The following is a 12,811-nucleotide window of genomic DNA, read 5'->3' on the forward strand; positions in this document are numbered from 1 at the left end:
ATCGTACATAGTACTGTCTGCGAAGTAATCCTACTTTTACTCGAGGACGTATATGGGACGGATGTCGATATATCTAAAGGTTTTCCTACCCTGGCTACCTCTCCTTCACCAAATTATACAGGTAAGCCAATGGTAGACTAATCATACAATTCTTCATTATAAAAGAAATTATCTCTGGTTAGGAAATTGGAATTGGACACGCATTTCCCGCAGGAGTATCGCTGCCTTGCGTTCGATTCCTCTTCCTCTCCTCGCCCGCCCTCTTGAAAGCTGAGCATTGGAGGGGAAATCAACCATACGGCAATACTTAGCGAATAGCAATAAAGCATGCGAAAAAAGCCTTTTTAGATTTCGGACAGATCCTCCAAAGTTATTGGCAATCTGGAGTCCACTTACGTTTTCATTCAGAGCGAAAAGCAACCTCCAAATGGTGCACACATATGAAAAAATGCAGGCAAACTCGATTTTTATCAGGTTTGCCTGCATTTTGAATGAAAACATCTATGGGAACTATCACTTTATAAAACAATCATAAATATAATAGGCAATGTGGCAAGACTTAACGAAGTACTGATAAGTGTCGTACTAGAAACGAAATCTGACTCGGTATTGAATTGAAGCGCGTACATCGTCGTATTGGCAGCAGTTGGCATGGCAGCCATGATGATCATGATTTGTTTAACCATCTCATCTACCGGCAAGAAAAGAGTTAGCACATACGCTATTGCAGGTGATATTGCAAGCTTGATAAGGAGCGACCAAGAGATCCTGGCTTTGGCCATATGTTTTATTGAAATGTTGGCAAGCTGCATGCCTAGTACAATCATTACAGTAGGAATTGCGGCATCAGCCACTAAGTTGACGGCCTCTTGTACGGAATTGCTTAGTGGGATATGCAGCAATTGAAAAAGAGCACCTAAAAGCCCGCCATATACGATGGGCATGCGATGAACTGCCCGAAGAGCTGAGCGTATCCCATTACCATCCGGACTCCCTTTTGCGGCATAATACACGCCCACAGTGCACATCACCACCTGTTGTATTACCATTAACACAATGGCAGATTTTAGACCAGTGGCACCGAAGAGTAATAGAACTACAGGGGTACCATAGTTTCCGTTGTTCATAAAGGACGAAGCCAAGATCATCCCGCATGTTTCCGGAGTAGAATACCCGTGAAAATAAGAAATGACATACACAACCGCAATCAAGGAAAAACAAAGAGCAAATGTGTAAAAAGTAAGGTATAGGTAGTCTATAGTAAATGGGGTAGTATAAAAAGTTCGAAATACAAGAATTGGCGACATTAAGTAAAGTGCCATTGTTGAGATTGTCTTTGTATCAAAGCCGATTTTCTTTTGTCCAATAAACCCAATCGCAAAAATACCGAAAACCGGCAGGAGGATAGTTAAAAACTCCATTGTTGTCACCTTCATTACCTTTTGTTTTGTCATCTACTAAAGGAAAGACCTAGATCCTTACGGCTCTAGGTCCTTATCATGATCATAAATTCAGGACGATGATACGTTCTTCCGTCATTTCTTCAATGGCATACTGGGGACCTTCTTTTCCGTTCCCGCTTTTCTTCACGCCGCCATAAGGCATATGATCGACCCGGTATGCCGACGCATCATTAACGATAAGTCCTCCCACTTCTATTTCACGAGCTGCTTTCATGGCCAATTGTAAATCGTTCGTGAAGAGCCCCGCTTGCAATCCATAATCAGAATCGTTTACTTTAGCGATCACTTCGTCTATTTCTTCATATGTGGCAATCGATACAATTGGACCGAACACTTCTTGACGACAAACTTTCATGTCATCCTTTACATTCGTTAAAATGGTAGGCAAATAGAAGGCGCCGTCACGTTTGCCACCAACCTCAATCCGGGCCCCTTGTTCCACCGCTTCCTTCACCCATGCCTCCACTCGCTCCGCTTCAGTAAGACGAATCATCGGTCCAATATCTGTTTTTTCATCCAATGGATTGCCTACTACAAACTCTTCCGTTTTTTCTATTAACTTCGCAACAAAAGCTTCATAGATATCTTTATGAACATAGATTCGTTGGACAGATATACAAACTTGTCCTGCATTATTAAAGCTTTTTTGTGAAACTAAAGTTGCCGCTTTTTCCAAATCCGAATCTTTATGAACGATGGTCGCTGAATTATTCCCTAATTCAAGAGACACTTTACGTAAGCCTGCCTTTGAACGGATTAATTCTCCCACTCGAGGGCTTCCGGTAAAAGTAAACATGTTAACATCTTGATTTTCCAGTAACCATTCACCTATTTTTGCACCATCTCCAGTCAGCACTTGAAGGCGTCCCTTTGGTAGCCCAGCCTCCTCCAATAAGGATGCCAGTTTAATGGCACAGATTGGAGTGACTTCAGCAGGTTTTAAGACTACACTATTACCGGACGCAAGTGCTGGACCGATTTTATGGCAGACCAGATTGATCGGTGCATTAAACGGAGTGATAGCTGCAATGACGCCAACAGGAACACGGATGGTGAAGGCCATGCGATTCTCTGAACCTTGAGCTGATTCAACAGGAACCCCTTCTCCGTGGATGCGCTTTGCTTCCTCTGCAGATATTTGTAAGGTTTGAGCTGAACGATCCACTTCTCCGCGTGATTCACGAATGGACTTTCCAACTTCAATCGCTAAGATCCTGGCAAATTCTTCGCGGCGCTCTAATAACAATTGAGCCGCTTTCATTAATACCTCATATCGTTCATACGGTGAAAAATTCTGTTTTAACGCAGCTTTCGCACTCTTTACAGCTATATCCACATGTTTTTTTGTCGCTACCGAGATTTCAGCAGCCGGTTCTTGTGTATATTTGTTTAATACCATCATTGTTTCTGACGTTTTCTCCCAATGACCCGCCACTAATAAACCATGTTGCTTAACTTGTGTTGAATTCGTCATTTCTCCACTCCCCCGCTCTATTAAGAATCACCTAAAAAGGTCAATATCATAATGATATTTATCACTTCGATATTTGGTTATAGTAAACTCAAGTGGTTTATCATCGAATCCAAAGCTTAGCCTTGTCATTTCAAGCAAAGCTTCACCGCCGCGAATGCCCAATAAATCAGCTTCGTAAATCGTTGCGTTGATTGCACAGATTTTTTCTTTCGCCCGTTTTAACGAAATTCCATTTCCCTCTAAGATTTCATAAAATTTTGCACTATTCAGGTCATGTTTTTCATACATTTTTCCAATATGTTTGGGCCAGCATGAGCGTTCAATTGCAATAGGAACATCATCTGCGAAACGGATCCTCTCAATCACGAAAACTTCTTCTCCCTCTGCCAGTTGAAGCATTGATGTTTCATAATATAAGTCTTGTGTGAAATTTGCACGCAGTAATTTTGAATTGGGGGTTAAACCTCTCTCGGTTACTTCTTCCGCTAATCCCTTCAGTCTTCCTAGACTCCCGCCGATAAGGGGTTGGGGCTTTACGATTGTTCCTCTTCCTTGCTTCTTCTCCAATAATCCGTCTTGAACAAGAATGGAAATCGCTTGCCTTAATGTAGTACGGCTAACATCGAATTCTTGCATCAACTCTTGTTCGGTTGGTATTAAAGCGTTTGCTTTCCATACTTTTTCCTGAATGCGCTTGACTAAAATGTCTTTCACCTGTAAATAAAGAGCCACATTTTTATTGGCATCTATCATATTTTTCATGTTGTCCAACTCCTTTTAGCCAGTCTTTACGATAAAGTATATATCATAAACCAGCCATTGCTATAAGGGGCGATCCTGTTTCTTTTAGACATATATTTCGGTTTCTATTTGAAGCATTCGTCCCAATTCAATTAGGTGTTCCGTTACATCTCCATAAACTAACGCGAAGTGGGGTTCGTAGCCTGCATGCATAAGTTTGTAAAGTGTGTCCGTTACATCTGTTTTTAATTCAACTTCCACTGAAGTCCCTGAAAAAGGCTGTTCTCCATCCAATGCATTTCCTTTCATTACCAAAAAACGATAGCCTTCAGGTGTATGGCTTACTCTAAAGATCGTTACTACGCCTGCTTTCAAACCAAAATCCATGGCAAACCCTATTTTACGATTTGGATGTACACCGACTGTTGCCCCTGTAGAAGGGTTTGCCAGTGAATATGCCCCGGCACCGCAATGCCAAAATACAACCGAATTTTTCTTTTCATCCACATGGACTAAATCGCCTAAGTACGGGGCATTGCCACCAGCTAATTCACGTAGAATATACATGGAAACCGAACCGTGAATATCCGATTCACAAGATGTTACCATTCCGTCTTCCGTGAATTGGGATAGCGTCGAGCATGGTGCTGCTCCCAACTCGTTAAAAAAGTCCGGCCAACACCGCATCGCTAATGCGTCCAATTCTTGTTGCTCGATATGTTTTTTGATGTATGTTGAAAATTGAGCGAATTTTGTTACGGTTTCATCATTTCTGTTCAACCCAATGACCTGTCTCTCGGCACGTTCAATTTCACCGATCCATGCTTGCTCTGGAAGTTCCACGCATTGTGCAAATGCCTCTTGCAAATCAATCTTATGAAGTGTAACACCAAGTGCTGTTTGCAATTCTCCTTCATTCGCTTGTGAGAAGAAGAAACCAGGTGGATATTCACCTACAACACCTATTTTAAGTTCACTTAATGCCTTGAATACACGCATAACATTAAATTGTCTTAGTAAACGCTTTCTTAAATCTTCTTCATCCGGATTCCCAAATACAAATGCAAAAGGATGTTGATGATTACGCAGGACATTGCTTGTACTGTTCCCACCCGTTAATGAATTAAGACGCAAACGCCCCCCAACGCTTGGTTCGCGTACTGACCAAACGATCACAGGTTGCTTGAAATATTCCAAAACTTTGACCATGAACTCCCCATCTGCAAATGTAACACTTTGATATAAAACCGTGTCGACTTTCACATCCTTTATAGAATCTAAAAAATATTGAAGATCCTCAACGGAAGTCACGGTTTGTTCTGGTGCTACAAGATGGCTGCAGCTTTCTTCCAACCAATCCATACTTTGCCTGCGATATATTTCAGCTGCTTCAATATCAAATGTTTTTCTACCTATGGGTAAATATAAAACGACCGTGTTAAGCATGTACGAACCCCCTATTTTCAATGGCGAAAAATTCATTACAACCATTATAAAATACATACCTATCTTTATCAACAAAAAAGATAAACATCTCACCGAAGAACAAAAAAAGCTCTTGAGACAAAAATGTCACGAGAGCACGATTGCTTGATTTTTTTCCATTAAGTATCGCAGGATTAAGAATTTTTGCTGTTGAAGGCATATTTCTTTCCCCAGTCACCCATACTTTCTAGTATGGGCATGAAACCTTTCCCTGCGTCTGCGAGCGAATATTCTACTTTTGGGGGCACTTCTGGATATACTTTCCTTATGACCATTTGATCTTTTTCCAATTCCCTTAATTGACTTGTCAATATTCCCTTAGAAATTCCGGGGACCAATCTTTGAAGCTCACCAAACCGCCTTGTCTCTTTCAAATGCCATAATATGATTATTTTCCATTTGCCTGCTATTGCATTTTGAGCATGCGTGACAGGGCATACTTCTATCTGTTCGTTGGGGATTTCCCCCTGAAATGATGTACGAGCCATGCTAACTACCTCCTTTTCCTGATGGTCTTGTTTTTGTGACTATGTTATTTAAAAATCACTACTTACAAAGTAACGTCTAAAGTAATAATATATGACTATGCTTTATCAAACAATGCTTTTGGGAGGAATAAAGGATGAAAATTGGAATCATTGGAGCAAGCGGCAAGGTTGGAAATCTTATTATGAAAGAAGCGAAAGATAGAGGAATGGACGTAACGGCAATCGTGAGAAATGCTTCAAAAATTACCGAAACGAACGTTAATGTGCTTGAAAAAGATATTTTTGCGCTAACCGGATCAGATCTTACATCCTTTGATGTAGTGGTCAATACCTATAAGGCACCAGAAGCCGAGGAACATTTATATGTAGATGCTGGTAGAGTATTGATTAAAGCCCTTAATGAAGCCCCACAGACAAAACTGGTCGTCGTGGGCGGTGCCGGGAGCCTCTTTGTTGATGAAACCCATACAACAAGACTTATGGATACACCAGATTTCCCGGACTTTGTATATCCGACTGCATCCAACGCAGCGAAACAGCTTGAGGAGTTGCAGCAATCAGATTCCATCACATGGACTTATATCAGCCCTGCAGGTTTCTTCGATCCGGAAGGGAAAAGAACCGGCTCCTATCAGTCAGGAAAAGATCATGTCATTTTAAATGGTAAAGGGCAAAGCTACATTAGTTATGCTGACTATGCCATCGCCGTAGTGGATGAGATTGAAAATCCACAACATGTGAATGAACGATTCACCCTTGTTGGTGAAGCAGAATAAATGATAGGGCTTTGATTTTAAAGATCGAGGCTACTTTATAAACTTTGGAAAGCAGGTATTGATTATGGCTAAAGTCCTTTATATTACAGCACATCCACTTGATCATACACAATCTTTTAGTTTGGCGGCGGGAAGCTCTTTTATTGAAGCCTATAAACAGAGTAATCCTAACGACGAAGTGGTTCATATCGACTTATATAAGGAGCATATTCCTGCACTAGATGCCGATATATTCAGTGGGTGGGGAAAACTTCAAACAGGAAAAGGATTTGAAGAACTCTCCGATCAGGAAAAAGAAAAAGTCAATCGTCTTGGAGAGTTGAGTGAACAATTTGTATCCGCTGATAAGTATGTATTCGTTACACCTATGTGGAACTTCTCCTTCCCTCCTGTTATGAAGGCGTATCTTGATTCCGTTGCAGTAGCAGGAAAGACATTTAAATATACGGCAACCGGACCAGTCGGTTTATTGACAGATAAAAAAGCCTTGCATATTCAAGCGCGTGGCGGCATTTATTCTGAAGGACCGACAGCTGATCTGGAAATGGGACACCGTTATATTAAAAACCTACTTGTGGGATTCTTCGGTGTCCCTTCATTGGAAGGGATATTTATCGAAGGACACAATCAATATCCTGATCGTGCACAGGAAATTAAAGAAAAAGGAATTCAGGAAGCAAAAGAATTAGCTCAAAGATTTTAAAGGAATCTATTGTTACAAAAAGTATCGCTATCGTCACATTCCTTTAGTCGGTAATCTCTAAACAAAAAATATGACAGTTTATTGTTCATTACTTAAACTGTCATATTTTTTTAATTTCGAACTGTAAATTTTTCATTACAGGTAAGGAGAAATGAAAATATAATAATGAAAGTGAATGTTACCGAATGGCTATAAAGGAGATTAACAAAGACAAATCCGTTTAAAGTATTCGAATCGTTTCCTTGAAAAAGACAAACTCCTTCAGCATATGGAAATATATCGCAAGTCGAAGCTTTGTGCAACTTGAAGATTAAGAAGGAATAGGAATTCGGCGGATAAAGGGACACCTAGACTGGAGTCCCTCAATTTCAACGAAACTCTTTATCAGAGCCTTCATATTAAATACCTGTCAGCTTTGGAATATAGCTTCTAATAATTTTCATGTGTTAAGGGTCATATGTTCATTATAGATCAATACGAACCTATTGCTGAATACTATCATTACCTTCGCTACTCGATCGTCGTATTTTTATCATGCTTTACTCCAATCATGGACTGCACTTTCTTCTACATAACGTTCTGCGTCCAAAGCGGCCATGCATCCTGTTCCAGCTGCTGTAATGGCTTGACGGTACTTGCTATCTTGAACATCCCCACAAGCGAATACACCTGGAACACTTGTTTGAGTGGAACCAGGTTTTACAATAATATACCCATTTTCATCTGTATTCAACTGCCCTTTTAGAAAGCCAGTGCTAGGTAAATGGCCAATAGCAATGAAAATACCGTCTGTTTCAATTATCTCCTCTTCACCAGTTCCATTGTCTTTTAACTTCAATCCTGTTACTTCATTCTTGTTGTTCGCCATTATTTCAATTGGTGTTTTGTTTAAACTCCACGTGATCTTTTTATTTTGCTGTGCTCGATTTTGCATGATTTTTGATGCTCTTAGTTCATTTCTCCGGTGCACAATACGTACTTCCGAACCGAATTTTGTAAGAAAATGGGCTTCTTCCATCGCTGTATCTCCGCCGCCTATAACGACTATCTTTTTATCCTTAAAGAAAAATCCATCACAGGTTGCGCATGTACTAACACCTCGTCCAATATTCTCTTTTTCCCCAGGAATGTTTAAGAACTTTGCAGAAGCGCCTGTAGATATAATTAGAGATTGTGTTAAAATATCGCCTAATCCTTCTACACGTAATTTATATGGGGGCCCACTAGAAAGGTCTACACTATTCACCCATCCTGTCTTAAATTCGGCACCGAAGCGCTCAGCTTGCTTTCTCATGTTTCCCATGAGTTCGGGACCCATCACCCCCTCCACAAAACCTGGATAATTATCCACTTCCGTAGTCATTGTCAATTGGCCACCTGGTTGACCCCCCTCAATGATAAGGGGCTTCATATCGGCCCTGGCTAAATAAATGGCTGCTGTTAATCCCGCTGGACCCGTTCCTAAAATAACCACTCTTCGCATAATTTACACCTCTATAGCTTATTTTTTTGGAATTTTTTTCTTTTTAAAAAATGGATAGAATTGAAAAGTGAAAATGAATAATCAATATGCTTTGCTAAATAATCCTTTGATATGAGTTAAGTAACGAACATCACTAGCTCCTTTCATTAATGTTGCCGGCAATCCTTTTAATTGCGTTTTATTTCCACCGATTGTACCAACTGCATCTTTACGTCCAAGGCTTGCTAAAGTGCCAGAGAATACAGGCATGAACGGTTCCATAGCACCACCGCGTATGGACCTAGCTAAGTTCACACCCACAACTTCACCCATTTGCCAAGCTAATTGAGCAGTTGGTGGATATGACTTTCCGTCTGTACCCAATACGATAGCACTATCACCAGCAACGAATACATTTTGGTGAGATGTAGACTGTAAAAACTCGTTTACGAGTATGCGTCCCCGATTCACCTCCATACCGGATTTAGCTACTGCAGAGATCCCCTGGACTCCTCCAGCCCATATCATTGTTTTTGTCTCAATTTTTCTGCCGTCTTTAAGTTCAACGGATCTACCATCCATTTTTACAATTGGTATACCAGTAACGATTGTAACGCCACGTTTCGATAAACTTGAATAAGCGCGTTCAATTAATTCTGAAGGGAAGCCTTTAAGAATCGAAGGGCCAGCTTCTACACAGTAAAGAGAAATATCTTTAGGATCAATGCCGTATTTTAAGCATAAACTTGGTATTTTATCAGCATATTCTCCAACAAGTTCTATACCAGTCAAGCCCCCTCCGCCAACCACAATCGTACCGTCCGCTTTATTTTTTGTTTTGCTATATGCAGCGATGCAACCTTCTACGTGGGCACGTAATCGATTTGCATCATTTACTGATTTAAGTACGAAACTGTGCTTTTCTAAACCAGGGATACCGAAGTAAGCTGTTTCGCTTCCTAGAGCAGTCACTAAATAGTCGTAACTTAATATTGCTCCGTCTTCAAGAGATACTTCACGGCGGTCTGGTCTAATTTCTTTTACCGCCGCTATTTTTAAAACAACATTGTAGTCTTTAAGCAATTTATCAAGTGGGAGGGCAACTGCTTGTTCACTAAGGCCTCCTACGGCTAGACGGTGCAGTTCTGTAATGATTTGATGTGTGGCAAACCGATTCACTACCGTAATCCTTGCTTCATCCACGCTTAGGTGTTGACGGGCTGCCATGGCTGATAATAAACCACCGTACCCGGCGCCTAAAATTAAAATATGTTTTGACATATCCAATCCTCCGTCTACAATTATTTGTTTTCCTTTTTTTATATCCTTAAATACGCTATGCAAGGCGAAATTGTTTTTACGATACATGGTGGCTACGTTTCAATTAAAAGTTCATAACTTTTTTAGCTGTTTCGATTACATCTTTATAATTCGGTAACCAAATGTTTTCCGCCTCAGTAAATGCATACACAGTATCAGGTGCTGAGACACGTAATACTGGAGATTCTAAACTTAGGATTGCGCGCTCGTTTATTTCAGCGACCACATGAGCTCCAATACCAGCTTGTTTCTGAGCTTCTTGAACGACTATACAACGACCCGTCTTTTCAACGGATTTTATAATCGTATCCATATCCAACGGGCTAATCGTTCTTAAGTCTACAACTTCTGCTGATATCCCTTCTTTTGAGAGTTCATCGGCTGCTTTTATTGACTCGTGAACCATCGCACCGTAGGCAATGATCGAAAGGTCTGTTCCTTCCCGTTTCACATCCGCTTTACCAATTTCTATCGTATACTCTTCTTCCGGAACCTCTTGACGGAAAGAACGATACAATTTCATATGCTCTAAAAATACAACTGGATCGTTATCCCGAATCGCCGAAATCAACAGGCCCTTCGCGTCATATGGGGTTGATGGTATAACGACTTTTAATCCAGGCTGTTGAGCAAGGAGCCCTTCCAAACTATCAGAATGAAACTCGGGTGTATGAACTCCCCCACCAAAAGGTGCACGAATGGTGACTGGAGCCGTCCAACGACCGCCATACCGATATCGCATGCGGGCAAGCTGTCCATTTAGGGAATCCATCGCTTCGTATACGAAACCGAAGAATTGGATCTCAATGACTGGTCGGAAACCAGTTAGACCCAAACCTATGGCAAGGCCGCCTATACCTGATTCTGCAAGAGGTGTATCGAAAACTCGCTCTTCACCAAATTCATTTTGTAAGCCTTCCGTTGCGCGGAATACTCCCCCATTGACACCAACATCTTCACCAAAAACTAAAACATTTTCATTATTCTTTAACTCTGTACGGATTGCATCGGTGATTGCTTTAATCATCGTTATTTGAGCCATGGTCTATTTCGACTCCTTTTCTTTATAAATTTCATATTGTTCTTGTAGATTACCTGGCATTTTTTCGTACATATTCTCGATCAAATCAGTAACTTTTTGTTTTGGGTATTGGTCGGCTTTTTGTATTGCAGCTTTTATATCTTCTTTTGCTTGTTCGATTACCTTTTTTTCTTCTTCTTCATTCCAAAGGTCTTTTGCTTCTAAGAATTTACGGAAGCGTACTAAAGGATCTACCTCGTGCCATTCATTATCTATTTCTTTTGTACGGTAACGTGTCGGATCATCGCCGGACATGGTATGTGGTCCATAACGGTATGTTAACGTTTCAATGAGAGTGGGGCCCTCACCCTTAACTGCCCGTTCTCGCGCATCCCGAACTGCTGCATACACCGCAAGTGGATCCATACCATCAACTTGAACACCTGCTATACCAACTGCTACCGCTTTTTGTGCAATAGTAGCTGCGGCAGATTGCTTTTCAACTGGAGTCGAAATCGCATAACGGTTGTTTTGAACAACGAAAATCGCTGGTGCTTTGAACGCACCTGCAAAGTTCATTCCTTCATAAAAATCGCCCTGTGATGCACCACCATCACCGGTATAAGCAATTGCGACTGAATTTTTCCCGCGTTTCTTGAAACCTAAAGCTACACCGGTAGCTTGAATATACTGAGCACCAATAATAATTTGTGGCGCTAAGCAGTTAACACCTTCGGGCATTTGATTTCCATGGTAATGTCCACGAGAGAATAAAAATGCTTGATATAACGGTAAACCATGCCAAATAATCTGTGGAACATCACGATATCCGGGTAAAATGAAATCTTCTTTTTCTAGAGCAAATTGAGAAGCTATCTGTGAAGCCTCTTGACCAGCTGTTGGTGCATAGAAACCTAATCGGCCTTGACGGTTTAAAGAGATTGAACGTTCATCTAAAATACGTGTGTACACCATTCGCCTCATTAGTTCTTTTAATTGCTCTACAGTAAGATCTGGCATAGCATCTTCATTGATGACTATACCTTCTTCATTAAGGATCCTAAATGTTTCAAATTGCAGCGCAATCTCATCAAATTGCTTTTTCGCATTTACAACGGTATTTACTGATTCAGTCTTCATTTTCTTCCCTACCTTTTCTTTATTAAATAGTCCTACACTGCATATATTACAGATACCTATTATCCGTAATTAAACGTAAAAAAATTCATTTAAGTCAGTACAGCTAATTTTAAGGCTCCCGTAGTACAGAAACTCGGTAAAATGTGAACAGGACCCCCTATCTATGTTCCAGGGCTTTTCGGAACCAATCTACTCCCTCTGAATGTCTGTCCTTCAATTTCAATTTTAAAGTATCATTAAGCTCCAAGATGGTTTTGCTTTTGAGATAAACCTTCATCTTCTCCTCAGCTTCTAACATAATAACGTTAATTGTACAGGGTCCACAATGAATGGAGTCTTGAACTTCTTGTCCCTCAGACAAGATGCACTTTTGCCTGATGTTTGCGCACTGAAAAAAAGGCTGCTCTCCTTCAATTGCTTCTATAACATCCCAAAAATCAATCTTACCTGGGTGTTTAGCTAATTCGTACCCACCTTTAACGCCAGGCATGGAACGTACGATGCCCGACTTCTTTAATTTAGTAAAGATCTTTGATAAATACGTTTCAGAAACCCCTTGAAATGTTGCTAGTTCCTTAACGCCGACGGACCTCCCTGTAGGTAAATCTACAAAATAAGATAGACAATGCAGAGCGTATTCGACTCCTTTGCTGAATTGCATGTAAATAACCTCCGACTAAAAAAATTAGGGTCTAAAATCAATTTTCATTGTCCTAGTTTGGATATGATCAAGAAAAG

Annotated in this window: 12 protein-coding genes; 2 read left to right on the top strand and 10 right to left on the bottom strand. The window is 40.7% G+C overall.

Annotated elements, in window-relative coordinates; genetic code table 11:
* Positions 1–518: 518 nt before the first annotated feature.
* The 5 genes from CVN76_RS18980 to CVN76_RS19005 all read right to left on the bottom strand — a co-directional run bounded on the left by CVN76_RS18980 (position 519) and on the right by CVN76_RS19005 (position 5,651).
* On the bottom strand, positions 519–1,421 hold the full coding sequence (locus tag CVN76_RS18980) for an AEC family transporter (protein ID WP_100532572.1): 903 nt from the start codon (positions 1,419–1,421) through the stop codon (positions 519–521).
* 82 nt (positions 1,422–1,503) lie between these two features.
* Positions 1,504–2,937, bottom strand: coding sequence for an aldehyde dehydrogenase family protein (locus tag CVN76_RS18985; RefSeq protein WP_100532573.1), 1,434 nt, complete (start codon positions 2,935–2,937; stop codon positions 1,504–1,506).
* A 27-nt stretch (positions 2,938–2,964) separates the two neighbouring features.
* A complete protein-coding gene (locus CVN76_RS18990) occupies positions 2,965–3,699 on the bottom strand; it encodes a GntR family transcriptional regulator (RefSeq protein ID WP_100532574.1) in 735 nt (244 codons plus the stop codon).
* A gap of 84 nt (positions 3,700–3,783) precedes the next feature.
* A complete protein-coding gene (gene sftI, locus CVN76_RS18995) occupies positions 3,784–5,124 on the bottom strand; it encodes a sulfoquinovose isomerase (RefSeq protein WP_100532575.1) in 1,341 nt (446 codons plus the stop codon).
* A 173-nt stretch (positions 5,125–5,297) separates the two neighbouring features.
* Entirely contained in the window at positions 5,298–5,651 is a 354-nt protein-coding gene (locus CVN76_RS19005; RefSeq protein ID WP_100532577.1) for a winged helix-turn-helix transcriptional regulator, read from the bottom strand.
* Between the two features lie 134 nt (positions 5,652–5,785).
* Here CVN76_RS19005 and CVN76_RS19010 point away from each other — a divergent pair, with 134 nt between their 5' ends.
* Positions 5,786–6,427, top strand: a complete 642-nt coding sequence (locus CVN76_RS19010; RefSeq protein WP_100532578.1) for an NAD(P)-dependent oxidoreductase — start codon at positions 5,786–5,788, stop codon at positions 6,425–6,427.
* Between the two features lie 64 nt (positions 6,428–6,491).
* On the top strand, positions 6,492–7,130 hold the full coding sequence (locus CVN76_RS19015) for an FMN-dependent NADH-azoreductase (RefSeq protein WP_100532579.1): 639 nt from the start codon (positions 6,492–6,494) through the stop codon (positions 7,128–7,130).
* 532 nt (positions 7,131–7,662) lie between these two features.
* Here CVN76_RS19015 and trxB read toward each other — a convergent pair.
* The 5 genes from trxB to CVN76_RS19040 all read right to left on the bottom strand — a co-directional run bounded on the left by trxB (position 7,663) and on the right by CVN76_RS19040 (position 12,734).
* Entirely contained in the window at positions 7,663–8,613 is a 951-nt protein-coding gene (gene trxB, locus CVN76_RS19020) for a thioredoxin-disulfide reductase (protein WP_100532580.1), read from the bottom strand.
* Positions 8,614–8,694: 81 nt separating this feature from the next.
* Entirely contained in the window at positions 8,695–9,873 is a 1,179-nt protein-coding gene (locus CVN76_RS19025; RefSeq protein WP_100532581.1) for an NAD(P)/FAD-dependent oxidoreductase, read from the bottom strand.
* A gap of 103 nt (positions 9,874–9,976) precedes the next feature.
* Positions 9,977–10,954 (bottom strand): alpha-ketoacid dehydrogenase subunit beta, encoded by a 978-nt coding sequence (locus CVN76_RS19030; protein WP_100532582.1) that lies wholly within the window; start codon positions 10,952–10,954, stop codon positions 9,977–9,979.
* Between the two features lie 3 nt (positions 10,955–10,957).
* The gene (pdhA, locus tag CVN76_RS19035) at positions 10,958–12,073 is read right to left on the bottom strand and encodes a pyruvate dehydrogenase (acetyl-transferring) E1 component subunit alpha (RefSeq protein ID WP_100532583.1); all 1,116 of its coding nucleotides are present in this window, start codon (positions 12,071–12,073) and stop codon (positions 10,958–10,960) included.
* Positions 12,074–12,230: 157 nt separating this feature from the next.
* Positions 12,231–12,734 carry an RrF2 family transcriptional regulator gene (locus CVN76_RS19040; RefSeq protein ID WP_100532584.1) on the bottom strand — a complete coding sequence of 168 codons (504 nt, stop codon included), beginning with the start codon at positions 12,732–12,734 and terminating at the stop codon, positions 12,231–12,233.
* Between the last annotated feature and the right edge of the window lie 77 nt (positions 12,735–12,811).

The organism is Bacillus sp. mrc49 (assembly GCF_002803435.1).

Excerpts from the sequence above, each read along its gene's own strand:
- CVN76_RS18980 (WP_100532572.1), bottom strand. The coding sequence starts at position 1,421 with ATGGAGTTTTTAACTATCCTCCTGCCGGTTTTCGGTATTTTTGCGATT.
- CVN76_RS18985 (WP_100532573.1), bottom strand. The coding sequence starts at position 2,937 with ATGACGAATTCAACACAAGTTAAGCAACATGGTTTATTAGTGGCGGGT.
- CVN76_RS18990 (WP_100532574.1), bottom strand. The coding sequence starts at position 3,699 with ATGAAAAATATGATAGATGCCAATAAAAATGTGGCTCTTTATTTACAG.
- sftI (WP_100532575.1), bottom strand. The coding sequence starts at position 5,124 with ATGCTTAACACGGTCGTTTTATATTTACCCATAGGTAGAAAAACATTT.
- CVN76_RS19005 (WP_100532577.1), bottom strand. The coding sequence starts at position 5,651 with ATGGCTCGTACATCATTTCAGGGGGAAATCCCCAACGAACAGATAGAA.
- CVN76_RS19010 (WP_100532578.1), top strand. The coding sequence starts at position 5,786 with ATGAAAATTGGAATCATTGGAGCAAGCGGCAAGGTTGGAAATCTTATT.
- CVN76_RS19015 (WP_100532579.1), top strand. The coding sequence starts at position 6,492 with ATGGCTAAAGTCCTTTATATTACAGCACATCCACTTGATCATACACAA.
- trxB (WP_100532580.1), bottom strand. The coding sequence starts at position 8,613 with ATGCGAAGAGTGGTTATTTTAGGAACGGGTCCAGCGGGATTAACAGCA.
- CVN76_RS19025 (WP_100532581.1), bottom strand. The coding sequence starts at position 9,873 with ATGTCAAAACATATTTTAATTTTAGGCGCCGGGTACGGTGGTTTATTA.
- CVN76_RS19030 (WP_100532582.1), bottom strand. The coding sequence starts at position 10,954 with ATGGCTCAAATAACGATGATTAAAGCAATCACCGATGCAATCCGTACA.
- pdhA (WP_100532583.1), bottom strand. The coding sequence starts at position 12,073 with ATGAAGACTGAATCAGTAAATACCGTTGTAAATGCGAAAAAGCAATTT.
- CVN76_RS19040 (WP_100532584.1), bottom strand. The coding sequence starts at position 12,734 with ATGCAATTCAGCAAAGGAGTCGAATACGCTCTGCATTGTCTATCTTAT.